Here is a 15,748-nt window from a genome sequence, read left to right on the forward strand (position 1 = left end):
GGGCTGCCTCAGTGTTCGGTGGAGGTTGCGACTGGCTGGGGGCGCCGCATGACTCGCCAGTAATCGATGATGACCAACAGGGCAAAAAGCGGGGCGCCGATCGAGGCGGCGGTCAGGAAAGGACCGATACCGTCCGTCAGCGTCACCAGCGGCAGCAGGTACAGCACGTCTTCGGTCTCGAATCCGCCCGCCGATGCCTGTTTGGTTCCACTTTTGCCAACCCGCGATTCTATACGCATGCGCAGGAAGAAGATCAGCGCCACGGCAAGGCCCGCGATCGTGCCGCGCAGCACCGGCCCGAAAACCTCCGGCGTGCCGCCGGGCGCGGTCGTATTGGCCACGGCCATGCCAAAGCTGACAAACAGCAGCACCGTAATCAGCGCATCGCTGGCCAGGTCGTAAAAGTGACCGATCTTGCTCGATTTGCCGCTAATCCGGGCCAACTCACCGTCGGTGTGATCGACGAAGTTGGAAATGACGACGAGCAGTGCGCCCCAGTTGCTCCACGCGTAGCCACCCTGCGCAATGCAGGCGATGCCGGCGACGCCGATCAGCAGCCGCAGCGTGGTCAGGTGGTTCGGGGAGACACGGGTGTTCTTGAGGGGCCGCACCAGATGGCGGGCAAGGCGGGCATCCCAGGTGGACGGCAAGGGCGGTTCATCCGGGTATTTAGGGGATTTCTGGTTCATCCGTCAAAACTGGTCTGGAGGGGCGGCTCCGGCACTTCGGCGCGCCAGGCGATGCGGAACACTACGCCTACGACGCCCGAAAGACAAGTTCACGAGAATACGCCCTTTCCCGCACCCCTGCAGCAGGGGCGGTCAAGGCGACGCCATGACGGGCCCCGGGGCGCACCAACGCACGGCGTGAAACCAATCACTAAAGTCCTTGCTTAACTATCGGAAGTCTCTATACTAAAGGACATGCTTAACTATTCCGATCCTCTCGACGCCACGTTCCAGGCCCTGGCCGACACCACGCGGCGCACGATGCTTGTGCAACTGGCACGCGGACCGCTGTCGGTCTCGGACCTGGCCAAGCCGCTGGCGATGTCGTTGCCGGCGGTGATGCAGCACCTTTCGGTGCTGGAACAGGCCGGGCTGGTCAGTACCGAGAAGGTCGGTCGGGTACGCACCTGCCGCATGGCGCCCAATGCGCTGAGCGAGGCAGAGCAGTGGATCAGCGCCCGCCGCGCCGAATGGGAAGGCCATTTCGACCGCCTGGGCGAATATCTAGAAACCATGAAAAAGGAGGCAGCATCCGATGGCACCCGCGACCGCAACCGCAACGAAGACTGATACGCCGCAGCACGCCCAGCACCGGCTGACCGTATCGCGCGCCTTCAACGCCCCGCGCGACCTTGTTTTCAAGGCCTGGAGCACGGCCGATCACCTGAAGCACTGGTTCTGCCCACAGGGCTTCACCGTGCCGGCCTGCGAGGTCGAATTCCATCCGGGCGGCAAGTTCGACCTGTGCATGCGCTCGCAGGGCGGCGAATTCGAGCACTGGATCCGGGGCCACTTTGTCGAGGTCATGCCGCACGCGCGGCTGGTGATCGACATGACCGTGGTCACCGTCGATGGCAAGCCGCTGTTCAATGCCCTGACGACAGTCGGCTTCGAAACCGTCTGCGGCGGCACCGAGATGCGCGTGACGCAGGACTACACCTTGCTCGATCCGTCGGCCGGCGACTTCACCCGTGGCGCCGAGGCCGGCTGGAAGCAGACGCTGGACCGTCTGGAGCAGGAAGTGGCCCGTATCGTCGCCGAAGCGCCGCCGCGCTCGGTGGCCCACGGCACCTTCTCGATTTCGCGCACGTTCGATGCCCCGCCGGCGCTCCTGTTCCGCGCGCTCACCGACCCGGCGGCCAAGGCCGAGTGGTTCCGCGGCGGGCCGGGCTACCAGACCGTGTCACGCGCCATGGACGTGCGGCCCGGCGGCCGCGAGCATCTGCAGGGCAAATGGGAAAACGGCCTGGTGTCGACGTTCGACGCGGTCTATTTCGACGTGATTCCGAACGAGCGGCTGGTGTACAGCTACGAAATGCACATGGGCGACCGCAAGATCTCGGTGTCGCTGGCCGTGTTCGAGCTGAAAGCCGTGGGGCAGGGCACGCAACTGACGCTGACCGAGCATGGCGCATTTCTGGACGGCTATGACGATGCGGGCTCGCGCGAACACGGCTCGCGGCTGCTGCTCGATGCCATCGGTGAATGGGTGGAGCAGGCGGCGCGCTGAAACGCCGGCACGCCAGGTCAATCGACAAACCGCAAAGGGGCGGGATGGGGCAGCAGGGCGCAACGCTAGGCCTTGCGCAGGCTGCGCCATTCGGCCCACTGCCACGACAGCAGCGCCGGCACGCCGAACGCCAGTTCCCGCGCGCGCTTGACCAGGGCCAGTGCCAGCGAGGTCTGCGGTGCAATGCCCAGGCCGGTGCCCAGTACCATCAGCACGGCCTCCTGCACGCCCAGGCCGGCGGGGATGAAAAAGACGACCTGGCGCGCCGCCAGCGTCAGGGCTTCGATGGCCAGCGCGGCGCCAAAGCTCACGGGATGGCCCAGCAGTGACAGGCCCCACCAGACTTCCACCGTGCCCACGGACAGGCCGGCCAACTGCCATGCCAGCGTGCTGAACAGCGCGCGTGCGCGCCCACAGAGTGCGCGAATCTGCGCATCCAGCCGCTTGCCATCGATGTGCGATGCCAGCCAGTGCTCATGGCCCAGGATGCGGCGCGCCGCCCCTTCCAGTCGCGTGAACCATGCGCCGTGCCGCAGCGCCCAGGCGAACAGCGCGGGGACCGGCAGCGACAGCAGCAGCCCGATCGCAATCAGCATGCCATGCCCGGTCAGCGGGGTGGTCGAGACCAGCAGCAGCACGCCGGCCAGCGCGAACAGGTATTGCGCGAACATCGTCACCATGACTTCGATCACCACGCTGGCCGTGACGGCGCTGCCGTCGGGCACGCGGCGCCACGCCAGGCGGATACCGACGATTTCGCCCCCAATGCCGGCGCTTGGCAGCAGCCGCGTGACGGCCTCGCGCACGGTGGCAACCCACAGCAGGAAACCGGTATCGGCCCGGGCCGCGGGATCGGCCGGCGCCAGCAGCGTGCGCCATCCGCGTGCATCGAGCCATAACGCGGCCAGGTGGATGGGCACCAGCCACAGCAATGGCCAGCCGGCGCGCCGCAGGATGTCGCCCACTTCGGCCAGGCCCGCCTGGGTGACCACGGCGGTGAGGATCAGCAAGCCCGCCAGCGCGCCCGCCAGCGCCAGGCGTTTGAGCCTCATGCGGCGATCAGGTCGGCAAAGCCGCCGCGCCGCGGGGCCACGCGTTCGGCCGCCGCGCGTACCCGGGGCGACAGCAGCGCCGCCAGTTCGTCGGCATGCCGATAGCCGGTCATCGACGCGCCGATCCGCGCGCCCGAGCTGACAGCCGGATGGCAATAGATCTCCACCACGCCGTCCGGCAGCCGATCAAGCGCGGCAAGCAGCGCGGCTTCGTCCATCGCCCCGCTGGAAGACAGCCCGAGCACGAAATCGTTGTGGGCAATGCCGGCGCGGTCCATCCGCCGGTGCAGCAACGCCAGCCAAGGGCGCAGGAACAGCGGGCCACGGGCCTCGCGTGGCAGCCGCATGGCGCGCAGGCCATAGTCGCGCCCGATGCGCAGGATCAGCCCCAGCACGGTGGGATGCAGGTGGAAGTGCTTGTGCGCGTTCACGTGGTCGAGCGGCAGGCCGGTACGCGCGAACGCTTCGAACTGGGCGCGGATCTCGGCGGCCAGCTGCGCGCGCAACGTGGGATACAGCGCGAAGCGCACGCCATCGCGCACCATGGCATCGCCAAAGCGCCCGTCGATATCGACCAGGTCCGGAATCGACTCCCAGGGCAGCGTCGACCACCCATCGGCCAGCACCAGGTGCAGCCCCACGCGCAGCCCGGGCAGCCGGCGCGCGCGCGCCACGGCATCGGCGGTGGCCGGGGCCCCGACCATCAGGCTGGCAGCATTGAGGATGCCCTCGCAATGCGCGCGTTCCACGGCCTCGTTGACGTCCCCGTGCAGGCCGAAGTCATCGGCGGTCACGATCAGCATCCGGCGGCGAGCCATGGCCTCAGGCCTCGTGCGAATGCAGGAATCGGAAAAACTCCACGCCTTCGCGCAGGCGCCGCCGCGTCATGCTCCAGCTGCCCATCATCTCCCTGACGATTTCCCAGATCTTGCCCGGCCGGAAATAAAAGCGCCGGTAGAACGTTTCCACGCCGTGATAGATCTCCTCGCGGCTCAGGTGCGGGTAGCTGATGGCGGCCAGTTGCACCCCCTGGTTGTTGACCAGATGGATCACCTTGTTGTCTTCGAGCCAGCCGTTGTCCACGGCCTGCCGGTACAGGGTCGTGCCCGGATACGGGGCCGCCAGCGACACCTGGATCGTATGCGGATTGATCTCCTTGGCGTAGGCGATGGTCTTCTCGATGGTCTCGCGCGTCTCGCCGGGCAACCCGAGGATGAACGTGCCGTGGATCTGGATGCCGAGCTTGCGGCAGTCGTCCGTAAAGCGCCGTGCGATGTCGGTGCGTAGCCCTTTCTTTATATTCAGAAGAATCTGATCGTCACCGGACTCGTAGCCCACCAGCAGCAACCGCAGGCCGTTGTCCTTCATGATCTTGAGCGTGCTGTAAGGCACGTTGGCCTTGGCGTTGCACGACCACGGCAGCCCGATCTGGCCCAGCCCCCGGGCGATCTCTTCCACGCGCGGCCTGAAGTCGGTGAACGTGTCGTCATCGAACATGATCTCGCGCACCTCGGGCATGTTCTCCTTGATCCACCTGACTTCCTCGATCACGCTTTGCGCGGACCGGGTACGGTACCGATGCCCGCCCACCGTCTGCGGCCAGAGGCAGAACGTACAGCGCGACCGGCAGCCGCGCCCGGTGTAGATCGACACATAGGGATGCAGCAGATAGCCGATAAAGTAGTTCCGGATCTTCAGGTCACGCTTGTAGATCGGCGCAACGAATGGCAGTTCGTCCATATTCTCGATCATCGGGCGCGGCGCGTTGTGCTCGATCGATCCGTCCGGCAAGCGGTAGCTGAGGCCGGCGATGTCCCGCAGCGGCTTGCCGGCCGCCACGTCCTGGCAGGTGTAGTCGAATTCCTCGCGGCATACGAAGTCGATGGCCGTGGTGGCCGACAGCGTGCCGCCGGGGTCCACGGCGGCCTTCGCGCCGACCATGCCGATCAACAGGCCGGGGCGCCGCGCCTTGAGCTGCTCGGCAAACCTGGCGTCGGTGGGGAACGACGGCGTACTGGTATGGATGATGACGAGGTCATAGTCGACGGCGATATTCAGCGTCTGCTCCACGCCCAGCCCGTCGGCCGGGGCATCGAGCACGCGGCTGTTCGGCACCAGCGCCGCCGGCTGCGCCAGCCACGTCGGGTACCAGAACGACTTGATCTCGCGCTTGGCCTGGTAGCGCGACCCGGCGCCGCCGTCGAACCCATCGTAGGAGGGCGCCTGCAGGAACAGCGTTTTCATCGGGTTTTATCCTGTGGATGGGGATGAGCGGACGCCGCCAGACCGCCGCCCAGGGCATGCGGCATCGCCGCGGGTGCGATGCCGGGACGGCTGTCCGGGGCTGTGCCGGGCAGGCCGGGGCTGTCGGCGGTGGCCATCACGTGGCCACGCCAATGCACGTGCCCGTTGCCCAGCGCGGCCACCCATTCGACCAGCAGCAGGGCGTCGCGCAGCGGGGCCATCAGGGCCTTGCCGGGGCTGCCCGCCGCGGCGCAACGGGCCAGCGCACCGGCCATGGCGATGACCAGCACCATCGGCAGCGGGGCCAGCAGGCCACCCAGCAGCAGCATCGGCCAGGTGAACGTCACGAACATGAAGTAGAAGCCCGGGGCACTCAGCGACCGGATCGTGCGCAGCCACCGCAGTTCGTGGCGCCACAGCGCGGACAGGCTGGTTTCGACCACGTCGGTCTGCACCACCACTTCGGACAGCACGGTTTGCCATCCCGACTGGCGCGTGAGCTCGGCAAGCCAGAAGTCGTCGGCCAGGCGGTTGGCCAGGGCGTGGAAGCCGCCGATGGCATTGAGCGTGTCGCGCCGCAAGGCGATGGTCGCGCCAAATCCGAAGCGCCGCGAACCACCGGCATGGGCCACGCGCACCGATGGCGCAAACCAGTCGTCAATGAACGCGGCACCCAGCCGCGACCACAGGTTGTGGACCGGCCGGCCCCGATACAGGCATGTCACCACGCCGACGTGCGGATCGCCCAGCGGGCCGGCCAGGCGCTGCAGATAGTCGGGTGGCACCGCGATGTCGCTGTCGGCGATCACCAGGTGATCGTGGCGGGCGGCCCGGTACAGGTTGATCAGGTTGCTGACCTTCGGATTCCGGCCATGGATGCGCGAATCGACGACCAGCGCGATATCGCAATCGCGAAACTCGGCCTGTAGCCGATGCACGACGGCGATGGCCGGATCGTCGGCGCTACAGACCCCAAAAACCAGCTGGAAACATGGATGCTGCTGACGGCAGAGCCCGGCCAGGTTTTCATACAGGCGTGGCTCGGTGCCGCACAGCGGCTTGAGCACCGAGACCGGCGCGTAGTGCCGGGGCAGGGCGCTGGGATCGGGATGACGCCGGCTGAGGCTTGCCGCGACGATCGCATACACCGTGGCGGACTCGACCAGCAATCGGCCCACGGTATCTGTCCAGACGGCGCTCATGGCTTGCCCCCTCGCATGCGAGATGATCTCGACCCGTTCCTGCCGCGAGGGCCCATGACATGCTGCCGCCCGTCATGCGGTTGGCATCAACCTGCCTCGCCTTGTGGAGGCCACTGTGTCACCAGACCGTTAAGAGGACATTAAGCCCTGGCAAATTGGTGTGTGGCCGGCCGAACCTTCGCCGGGCAATGCAAATCATTGTCGACTGCGTTCCGGAAGTGGCGCTGGCGCATGCTGAAGCAACTGGCGTGGCATGTTGTCGGCCGCGCGAGAAAAATCGCGTGTAACTCAGCCTTGAAAAATCGGCAGCACGAAGTCATCCACCTGGCTGAGAAGGTTTGCCCGACCCGTTGCCTATGCTTCCCAACGGGCAAGCGAGGCCTGTTTGCCAAACGTCCGTCGGCGCGGCCTCGTACGGCCCGGGTGTGCGCGGGCGCGTACGGCCGGCCAGGTGGCGGGCCACCGGCTGCGCCGTAGCTTGACTGCACCGAATCGGGAGGCTTGCGATGCCAGAGACCCTGCCAGGATCGATCGATGTGATCATCGATATCCACCATGACAACCACTTCGATGCCGTCAAGCTCAGGAATGCAGGGGTCAGGGCGGTGATCCACAAGGCAAGCGAGGGCGCTACGTTCCAGGACCCGTTCTACCGGGAGCGTCGCCAGCAAGCATTGGCCGCCGGGCTGCTGTGGGGCGCCTACCACTTTTCCAGCGCCCGCCCGGCAGCCGATCAGGCGAAGAACTTTCTCGACATCACCCAGGCCGGCGATCCCGACGTGGACAATAGCGCCACGCTGTTCTGCCTCGATTTCGAACCCAGTTCGAGCGGCCCGGACATGACGCTGGCGCAGGCCCAGGACTTCGTGGCCCGGGTGCGGGACAAGACCGGCCGCTGGCCAATGATCTACGGCGGCAACATGCTGCGCGACGCCGTGCAGGCCCATGGCGCCGACCCCATCCTCAAGAACTGTCCGCTCTGGTACGCGCGGTACAGAAGCGAGCCGATCGGGATACCTACGGACACCTGGCCGCACTTCACGCTCTGGCAATACACCGACGGCAGGCTGGGGCCGGCGCCGCATGCGTTTGCCGGAATGGCCGCGACCGATCGCGACTGCTACCTCGGGACCGAATCCACGCTGAAGAACGCATGGCCGTTTGCCGAATATTTCAAGACGGCACCCGGCGCGAATGACCAGAACGGATAGCCGGCGCGGCGCGCGGCCGGCCCGGATCGCCTGCGGCCTGGCCCTGCTGGCACTCTGCGCCTGCGCGCCCAACCGCGCTTATCGCACCCATCTGGTGGATCCGGGCCAGGACCGTCGCTGCGAGCGGCCCGGCATCGGCACGGCCGGCGCCCCGCCGCCCATGCCCGAGGGATGCGCGCAGGTTTCGCCCGAAGCGGTGGAGGGCCTGTACGAACTGCATTTTGTCGAGTTCGACGACCAGGGCTGGCTGTTTCCTGATGCGGCGCCGACGCCGCTGGCGGCGGACGCGCTTTCGCTCGCGCCATCGGACCAGATCGAGCACCTGATGGCGCGGCTGCGGTCGCTGCTGGCGCAGCGCAAGGACTTGAGCATCGTGGTGTTCGTGCACGGCTGGAAGCACAACGCGCAGGCCGATGACGCCAATGTGCAGGAATTCCGTGCCCTGCTGGAAGCGGCCGGTGCCGAAGAGCGCGACCGCGCGGGGCCCGGCGGCAATCCGAGAACGGTGGTGGGCGTCTATGTGGCATGGCGCGGCAAGTCCTGGGCGATACCGGACCCCGTGCTGAGCCTGACGTTCTGGGCGCGCAAGGAGGCCGCGCGGCGCGTGTCGATCGGATCGGCGCGCGAACTGTTCGCCCGACTGCGCTCGCTGCGGACGTACTACAACCAGCTGCCGCCGGACGAAGACCCGGACGCGTCCTCGGCGCCCCCCGCGCCCCCCGCGCCTGCGGCGGCGGCAGTCAGGCCACCTGTGGCCGAACAGACCGGCGCAGCGTCCGAGCAGGGCGCGCGGCGCCCGCGTATCCGCACACTGATGATCGGCCATAGCTTCGGCGGGCTGATCCTCTATGCGGCCATGTCGGGACCGCTGATCGAATCGCTCAGCGCCCAGCGCGACCTGGCCCGCCCGGGCGTCAAGCCGGCGCCCCCCGAGCGGCCGGCGGACATGATCGTGCTGATCAATCCCGCCTTCGAAGCGTCGCGCTACGAGGCGCTCGACCATGTTTCCAGGCGCTACGCCCCGCCCACCTTCCAGCCGCCGCTGCTGGTGTCGGTGACGTCGACCAAGGACTGGGCGACGGGCATCGCGTTTCCGATCGGGCGTTCCGTCAATACGCTGTTCGAGCGCGAGACCACGCCGGAGCAGGGCACGGCCATGAAGAAGACCCCCGGCCATATCGACCAGTACCTGACGCACCAGCTCCGCGCACACGCGCCGGGCCCGGTCCCGGCGGCGGAAGGGGCCGGGCAAGCCGGCGCCGCGGCTGGGGCGGACGACGCTTGCCCGGGATGGAAGTCCGAGGCCGAACTGAAGGCCCTGCATGGCGATGCGCTGGGCCAGGCGGTGCGCCTGAACAAGACACTCGAAGCGCAGAACGCCGCCGCATTCTTCCAGCAGAACCTGGGGGCGGACCATCTGCTGAAGCCCGACTGGGCGCGCACGTTCTGCGGTGGCAGCTACCTGACGATGGCCGACGGCGGCGGCGGGGCCATGCGGGCCAATACGATGGTCTGGAATATCCAGGTGGACGGCGATGTGATCCGAAACCACGACGACGTGATGAACCCGGTGTTCCGGGCATTCATGCGGCAGCTTTACGGCGACGTGTCGACGCATCCGTGATGCCCTGGCCCGGCGCGCAACGCGTCGGGCGCCGCCGGGGCCGGACTTAAGCATCGGCTTACCGGGGCCATGCGTGCCCCAAGTCATCTTTTCACCGATACCGTTGTCCGCGATTTGCTGACGGCGCATCGCACGCCCCCGCACTAGTATCCAGATGCGACCTGCCACGCGAGACAGCCCCGATGCGACTTGCGTGGCATCCCGTCCCTGGCTGTCCGTGTCCCCACATACAGGAACCAGTCATGGACCGTCGTCATTTTCTCAAGCTGGGAGGTTTTCTTACCGTTTCCGTTGCCGCTGGCGGGCTTGCCGCCTGCGGCGGTGGCGGAGGCGGGGACGAACAACCGTCCGATACCGGCAATCCCGAAAACTTCAACTTCGTCCACGGCGTGGCCTCAGGCGATCCGCGACCGGACAGCGTGATCGTGTGGACACGCGTCGAGGGCAGCAACGGCAAACGGCCCGTGGTGGTGCGGCTGCAGGTGTCCACGCAGGCGGATTTTCCGCCGCAGAGCCTGCTTGTGAACCAGCCCCTGATGGCACGCCCCGAATGGGACTATACGATCCGCAACAAGGTCACGGGGCTGACGGCCGGTACGCGGTACTACTACCGCTTTCTGCTCGGCAACCGGGCCAGCACCGTTGGCCGCACCCGCACGGCGGCGCCGGCCGGCACCGCGCTGGCGCAGCTGCACTTTGCCTTCGTGAGCTGCCAGGACTGGAACGTCAACCACTGGGCCGGCATGGAAGAGCTGGCGCAGCAGGACCTGGACTTCATCGTCCACGTGGGCGACTACGTCTACGAAGCGGTGCCCGGCGGCTCGCGCGCCGGCAACGTCGAGGACCGGCACACCGCGCTGAAGTTGCCCAACGGCACGGTCCTGCCCGATGGCAGTGTCTATGCCACCACGCTCGACGACTATCGCTACCTGTACCGCAGCTATCGGAACGATGCCCGGCTGCAGGCACTGCACGCGGCGGCGCCGATGATCGCGATCTGGGATGACCACGAGTTTTCCGACAACTGCTGGCAGGACCGCCAGACCTACGCCGCCGATGACGACCTCACGCCGCGTACCGCGCGCCGGCGTGCCGCCAACCAGGCCTGGTTCGAATACATGCCGGCCGATGTCAGCTTCGATCCGGCCAATCCGTCGTTCCAGGACATCCAGATCTACCGCTCGTTCACGTTTGGCAATCTGGCCACGCTGATGATGACGGACGAACGCCTGTATCGTGCGGACCATGTCATTACCGAGGAATCGGTGGGCAGTGCGGTCGGCAGCCGGTACCTGGTGGCGGCCGACAAGCTGGCCTCGGCCGAAGCCGCCAAGATCTCGGCCGCTGGCGGGGCACTGACACCCGTGTCGATGCTGGGCGACACGCAGCGCGCCTGGTGGCAGGACCGGGTCGGCGGCGCCAACACCACCTGGAAGCTCTGGGGCAACGAGCTGGCGATGCTGCGGATGCAGGTGGATATCACGCAAGCCATATCGACCCTGATCGCTCGGGCGCTGGTATCGTCCAACGGCGCGCTGGCCTCGGTCGAAAACGCGCTGGCCACGGCGCTGGCCGGCGATCTCGCGGCGGCGCGAACGGCCGGCACCTATGCGGGCCTGGCCTATACGGCGCTGCGCAACGTCCTGTCGCAGGCCGGCATCAACACGGCCACCTTCGATGCGAACGTCAAGCCATTCGTCGAATCGCGCCTGCCGCCCGTTTCGCTGCTGGGCAAGATGATTTTCAATGCCGACCAGTGGGACGGTTTCAATGCCGAGCGCAAGAACCTGATGGCGTTCCTGAAGACCCACAACGTGCGCAACGTCGTGACGCTGAGCGGCGACATCCACGCGTTCTTTGCCGGCCAGGTGATGGACGACTACGACGCCGCCAGCCCTGCGCCCGTGATGGTCGATCTGGTCACTGCCGGGCTGTCGAGCAACACGCTGCTCAATTCCGTGCGCAAGCTCGTCGATAACGACCAGGCGTTCGCGGCCCTGCGCGATTTGATCTATAGCAATGTGGGCGGCACGGTGACCGACACGCTGGACAGCACGCTGCGCACGTTCAACCCGTGGCTGCGGCATGTGAACACCAACGCGGAGGGGTACGCAGTCGTGACGCTGACGCCCGACAAGCTCACTTGCACATTCCACGTGATGCAGCGGCTTTCCGGGGGCACGGCACCGTCGCCGGCGACGGCAAGCACCAAGGTGCTGGAGGTTGCGGCGAATACGGCCGACGTAACCGTGCGCTAGCGTCTGGCTGGCGGGACGGGGCAGGCTGACCTGCCTTCGCCCCGCGCTGGGCGGTGTTACTGGGCCGAAGCGTTGGCGGCCGAACCGGCCACCGGCGGCACGGCGGACGCCGTCGGTACGGCGGGCGCGGCCGTTGCGACCGGGGCGGCCGGCGCCACGGGGGCTGTCGGGCTGATCCGTTCCATGAAGAACGCGCCGCGCAGCTTCGCCGCCGCCGCGCGCGTGCTTTCATCCACCGCGTGCATCAGGTTGTCGTACTCGGGTGCCTGGTCCCAGTCGCCCTTGGCACTCGCATAGGTCTCCACGCGCTCATACCATTCGAGACGATTGGTCGACAGGTCGATCAGCTGTCCGGTCAAGGCGACGTAGCCCTCCGGTGCGCTCAGCGGCATGAAGGCGTAGTAGGACCGGACGGTGCCCAGCGAGCGTGCCGTCACGAGCAGCAGCTTGTCGGCCTTGTATTTTTTTGCCAGCGGGCGATAGTCGCGCAGGGCCATGCCTTCGCCGGACCCTTCGGTAAATTTGGGGATGGTTGCCGTATCGATCGGCTCCGCGATCATGACAACCGGGATCTGGCGCGACTCCAGGCCCTTGCGGAACGCTTCGGGCAGGCCGCTCACCACCGTGAAGTCTTGCTTCTGCAGCCGATCGACGATGGCCTTGGCGTTGGCGCGGTTGATCGCGATGTCCAGCAAACCCTGGTTGCCCAGCATGACCTGACCCGGCTCGGGCATTTTCTCGATGGCAACGGCCACCACGCGCTCCTTGTTGTCGAACAAGGCGCGGGTGGCGGGAATCGGCTTTTGCACCGTGGCGCAGCCTGCCAGAACACTCGCGCCCAGCACCAGCGCGACCAGATAACGACGACCCATGAAGCTCTCTCCTTATGGTGGGATAGATACGGGTCGGTTAACGGCCGTGCAGGATGGAATCCAGACCCCAAGAAAGAGGGGCGTGCTTTTTGCGCAATGTCACGGTGTGAAAAAAAAGCGACGAGGCCATTCTCGTCGCATTTTCTCCAGTTTTGTGAAGCCAACGGGCCCGATCCGCGCCCCGGGCCGCCGGCTTGCCCGTCAGATCACGCCCTGCGCCAGCATGGCGTCAGCCACCTTGACGAAGCCGGCGATGTTGGCGCCTTCCACGTAATTGATGTAGCCATCGTCTTTCTGGCCGTAGTGGATGCAGTTGCCGTGAATGTCTTTCATGATCGCGTGCAGCTTTTCGTCGATGTCGGCGTGATGCCAGGCCATGCGCATGGCATTCTGCGACATTTCCAGGCCCGACGTGGCCACGCCGCCGGCATTGCTGGCCTTGCCCGGGGCGTACAGGATGCGCGCGGCCACGAAGCGGTCCACGGCGTCGAGCGTCGATGGCATGTTGGCGCCCTCGGCCACGCAAAATACGCCGTTCGACAGCAGTCGCTCGGCGTCGTGGCCGTCCAGTTCGTTCTGGGTGGCGCACGGCAGCGCCACGTCGGCAGGCACATGCCACGGCGTCTTGCCGGCCTCGAAGCGCAGGTCGTGCTGCGCGGCGAAGTCGGCCAGGCGGCCGCGTGTCTCGTTCTTGAACGTCATCAGCGCCGCAAGCTGTTCGCTGTCCATGCCTTGCGGAAAGTGCAGCACGCCGCCGGAGTCCGACACCGTCAGCACCTTGGCCCCCAGTTCGATGGCCTTCTCGGCCGCGTACTGCGCCACGTTGCCCGAACCGGACAGCAGCACGCGCAGGCCGTTGAAGTCGCGGCCACGCCGATGCAGCATTTCCTGCGCGAAGTACACGGTGCCGTAGCCGGTCGCTTCGGGGCGCATCAGGCTGCCGCCAAAGGCCAGGCCCTTGCCCGTGAAGACGCAGGCGGACTGGTTCGACAGCTTTTTCATCATGCCGGCCATAAAGCCGACTTCGCGCGCGCCAACGCCGATGTCGCCCGCCGGGACGTCGGTATCGGGCCCCAGGTGGCGGTGCAGTTCGGCGATCAGCGCCTGGCAGAAGCGCATCACTTCGGCGTCGGACTTGCCCTTGGGGTCGAAGTCCGAGCCGCCCTTGCCGCCGCCCATGGGCAGCGTGGTCAGCGCATTCTTGAAGGTCTGTTCGAAGCCCAGGAACTTCAGCACCGACAGGTTCACGGTCGGGTGGAAACGCATGCCGCCCTTGTACGGGCCGATCGCCGAGCTGTGCTGAACCCGGAACGCCCGATTCACCTGTACCTGGTTGCGGTCGTCGGTCCAGGCCACGCGAAACTGGATCACGCGCTCGGGCTCCACCAATCGCTCCAGCAGCGCCTGTTCGCGGTAGCGCGTGTTGCGCTCGACGAACGGCCACAAGGTCATCATGACCTCCTTCACGGCCTGGAAGAACTCGGGCTGGTTGGGGTCACGCCGGGCAACGCCGGCCAGGAAGGAATCGATGGATTGGAAAGTCACGATGTCTCAGTCTTGTCTTCTGGGCTGTTGTGGCGCCGGCATCCTGGCCGTAGCGGCGGGGGAAACAGGGCCGTCCTGGAATGGCGCGTCGGGTTGGCGCCGTGGCATGCGTCCTGGTGGGAAACCCGGGCGCGGAGGTCGACAGATGCCGTCAATGTCCGAACATTGAGGCTTATGGCTGGATGTCTCGAACAGGCACGAAGCTTAGCACCAGAATGGGGCCAAATTCATCTGGAACATGATGCCGCCGTCATGTGGAGCGACGTTGGCAGCCGTCGCCCGCTCCGGAAAGTGGACGGTTCGTCGCAGGCCAAAGCTGGCGGAAATTGGCGTCCCGACGCCGTGCTAGCATGACCGCGTTTGCCGCTGCCGCCATATCCGCCCCATCCCCATGACCACGCTCTACGCGACGCTTGGCGTCGAGTCCGACGCCACCCTCGAAGAGATCAAGCGCGCCTATCGCCGCGCCGCCATGAAGTGGCATCCGGACCGCAATCCGGGTCGCGAGGCAGAGGCCCATGCCGCGTTCCAGCAGATTCGCGATGCCTATTCGATCCTGTCCGATGCCGAGCAGCGGCAGGTCTACGACGACGTCTTCGAACGGGAAATGCGCCGCTGGGAGGCCGAGCACGCCGAGCAAGCAGCCCAGGAGCAGGAAGCCCAGGAAGCCGCCCGCCGCATCGCGCAGGAACACTACGAGAAGATGGTCGCCATCGCCATGCGCTTTGCCGACGACGGCCACGGCCGCGACGTGCTGTTTGGCGTGTTGCTGGGCCGGGACTGCGAGCCGGACCTCGCTGGCCGTATCGCCGACAGCGTCTGGGCCCTGCACGAGTCGCGCAAGGCGGCCGTCGAGCCCGACGACACGCCGGCCACCGAGGCCGCCCCGCAGCCGTCGGCCGATTCGGTCCGGGCGCACAAGCCCGCCAGTGCCTTCGAATCGTTCTGGGAAGGCCTGTTCAGGTTCCGCTGAACATAAAAAAAACCGCGTCCCGAAGGACGCGGTACAAGGTCTCATCTCGCTGAGAACAAAGCAGAAAAGAAGCAGGGCGCAGGCCGATCAGGCGCTGTGGGCCGGCGGCGCCGACACGCCGGTGCGGTCGCGTCCGGCGAGGGTGTGGGCGCCGTCGGTGTACGGGTCGGGTTTGCGCGTGCCATAGGCACCCTGGCTGTAGACATCGCGCTTTTCCAGGACATTGGCGCCTTCGGTAAAGACGTCGCGGGGGCCGTTGTGCATCGTATAGCCGTAGCGGTCGGCATCGACGCCGCGGTCTTGCATGCCGTGGCCCGATTGCGCGGCAGCCAGCGTGCAGGCGCAGAGCATCGTGGTGGCAAGCAGGGATTTGATCGTGTTGTTGTGCATCTCTTGTCTTCAACTGATTGGGGGACGGTGCGTCGGCGGGGGTGGGGAGGACGCGCCGTCCGGAACGCCTTGTGAGCGATGTCGCATCGGAGTGGTGCGGCACGGGACGAAGTGTAGGTCGCCCAGAGCATTCCTGTGA

14 protein-coding genes are annotated in these 15,748 nt (G+C 66.5%); 6 read left to right on the plus strand and 8 right to left on the minus strand.

Going from position 1 to position 15,748, the window contains the following annotated elements; genetic code table 11:
* Nucleotides 1-8: 8 nt before the first annotated feature.
* A complete protein-coding gene (locus tag AC3FJ6_RS17315) occupies nucleotides 9-689 on the minus strand; it encodes a CDP-alcohol phosphatidyltransferase family protein (RefSeq protein ID WP_488772992.1) in 681 nt (226 codons plus the stop codon).
* A 234-nt stretch (nucleotides 690-923) separates the two neighbouring features.
* Here AC3FJ6_RS17315 and AC3FJ6_RS17320 point away from each other — a divergent pair, with 234 nt between their 5' ends.
* Nucleotides 924-1,298, plus strand: coding sequence for an ArsR/SmtB family transcription factor (locus AC3FJ6_RS17320; RefSeq protein ID WP_092595571.1), 375 nt, complete (start codon nucleotides 924-926; stop codon nucleotides 1,296-1,298).
* Nucleotides 1,264-2,238 (plus strand): SRPBCC family protein, encoded by a 975-nt coding sequence (locus AC3FJ6_RS17325; protein WP_488772993.1) that lies wholly within the window; start codon nucleotides 1,264-1,266, stop codon nucleotides 2,236-2,238. Before AC3FJ6_RS17320 ends, AC3FJ6_RS17325 begins: the two co-directional genes overlap by 35 nt.
* A gap of 65 nt (nucleotides 2,239-2,303) precedes the next feature.
* On the opposite strand, the gene AC3FJ6_RS17330 is transcribed toward AC3FJ6_RS17325, so the two are convergent.
* From AC3FJ6_RS17330 to hpnI, 4 genes are read right to left on the minus strand one after another with little or no spacing between them, the layout of a single operon-like run.
* The gene (locus AC3FJ6_RS17330; protein WP_488772994.1) at nucleotides 2,304-3,290 is read right to left on the minus strand and encodes a lysylphosphatidylglycerol synthase domain-containing protein; all 987 of its coding nucleotides are present in this window, start codon (nucleotides 3,288-3,290) and stop codon (nucleotides 2,304-2,306) included.
* A complete protein-coding gene (gene hpnK, locus AC3FJ6_RS17335; protein WP_488773162.1) occupies nucleotides 3,287-4,093 on the minus strand; it encodes a hopanoid biosynthesis-associated protein HpnK in 807 nt (268 codons plus the stop codon). The genes AC3FJ6_RS17330 and hpnK overlap by 4 nt, the downstream gene beginning before the upstream one ends.
* A gap of 19 nt (nucleotides 4,094-4,112) precedes the next feature.
* Entirely contained in the window at nucleotides 4,113-5,534 is a 1,422-nt protein-coding gene (hpnJ, locus tag AC3FJ6_RS17340) for a hopanoid biosynthesis associated radical SAM protein HpnJ (protein WP_488772995.1), read from the minus strand.
* Nucleotides 5,531-6,736 (minus strand): bacteriohopanetetrol glucosamine biosynthesis glycosyltransferase HpnI, encoded by a 1,206-nt coding sequence (gene hpnI / locus AC3FJ6_RS17345; RefSeq protein ID WP_488772996.1) that lies wholly within the window; start codon nucleotides 6,734-6,736, stop codon nucleotides 5,531-5,533. The genes hpnJ and hpnI overlap by 4 nt, the downstream gene beginning before the upstream one ends.
* 506 nt (nucleotides 6,737-7,242) lie before the next feature.
* Here hpnI and AC3FJ6_RS17350 point away from each other — a divergent pair.
* The 3 genes from AC3FJ6_RS17350 (at nucleotide 7,243) to AC3FJ6_RS17360 (ending at nucleotide 11,829) form a co-directional block, all read left to right on the plus strand.
* The gene (locus tag AC3FJ6_RS17350) at nucleotides 7,243-7,947 is read left to right on the plus strand and encodes a glycoside hydrolase family 25 protein (protein WP_487523807.1); all 705 of its coding nucleotides are present in this window, start codon (nucleotides 7,243-7,245) and stop codon (nucleotides 7,945-7,947) included.
* Nucleotides 7,931-9,571 (plus strand): hypothetical protein, encoded by a 1,641-nt coding sequence (locus AC3FJ6_RS17355; protein WP_488772997.1) that lies wholly within the window; start codon nucleotides 7,931-7,933, stop codon nucleotides 9,569-9,571. The genes AC3FJ6_RS17350 and AC3FJ6_RS17355 overlap by 17 nt, the downstream gene beginning before the upstream one ends.
* A gap of 242 nt (nucleotides 9,572-9,813) precedes the next feature.
* Nucleotides 9,814-11,829 (plus strand): alkaline phosphatase D family protein, encoded by a 2,016-nt coding sequence (locus tag AC3FJ6_RS17360; RefSeq protein WP_488772998.1) that lies wholly within the window; start codon nucleotides 9,814-9,816, stop codon nucleotides 11,827-11,829.
* A 56-nt stretch (nucleotides 11,830-11,885) separates the two neighbouring features.
* Here AC3FJ6_RS17360 and AC3FJ6_RS17365 read toward each other — a convergent pair whose 3' ends face one another.
* Together AC3FJ6_RS17365 and gdhA are read right to left on the minus strand one after the other, a co-directional pair.
* Complete coding sequence (locus tag AC3FJ6_RS17365; RefSeq protein ID WP_488772999.1) at nucleotides 11,886-12,701, minus strand: hypothetical protein; 816 nt, start codon at nucleotides 12,699-12,701, stop codon at nucleotides 11,886-11,888.
* Nucleotides 12,702-12,902: 201 nt separating this feature from the next.
* Nucleotides 12,903-14,246, minus strand: a complete 1,344-nt coding sequence (gdhA, locus tag AC3FJ6_RS17370) for an NADP-specific glutamate dehydrogenase (protein WP_092599559.1) — start codon at nucleotides 14,244-14,246, stop codon at nucleotides 12,903-12,905.
* A gap of 391 nt (nucleotides 14,247-14,637) precedes the next feature.
* On the opposite strand from gdhA, the gene AC3FJ6_RS17375 reads away from it, so the two are divergent.
* Nucleotides 14,638-15,219 carry a J domain-containing protein gene (locus AC3FJ6_RS17375; protein ID WP_488773000.1) on the plus strand — a complete coding sequence of 194 codons (582 nt, stop codon included), beginning with the start codon at nucleotides 14,638-14,640 and terminating at the stop codon, nucleotides 15,217-15,219.
* Nucleotides 15,220-15,306: 87 nt separating this feature from the next.
* Here the strand turns inward: AC3FJ6_RS17375 and AC3FJ6_RS17380 are convergent, their stop codons facing one another.
* Nucleotides 15,307-15,609 (minus strand): hypothetical protein, encoded by a 303-nt coding sequence (locus tag AC3FJ6_RS17380; protein ID WP_488773001.1) that lies wholly within the window; start codon nucleotides 15,607-15,609, stop codon nucleotides 15,307-15,309.
* Nucleotides 15,610-15,748: the final 139 nt, after the last annotated feature.

This window comes from Cupriavidus sp. 94F1, from assembly GCF_057798875.1.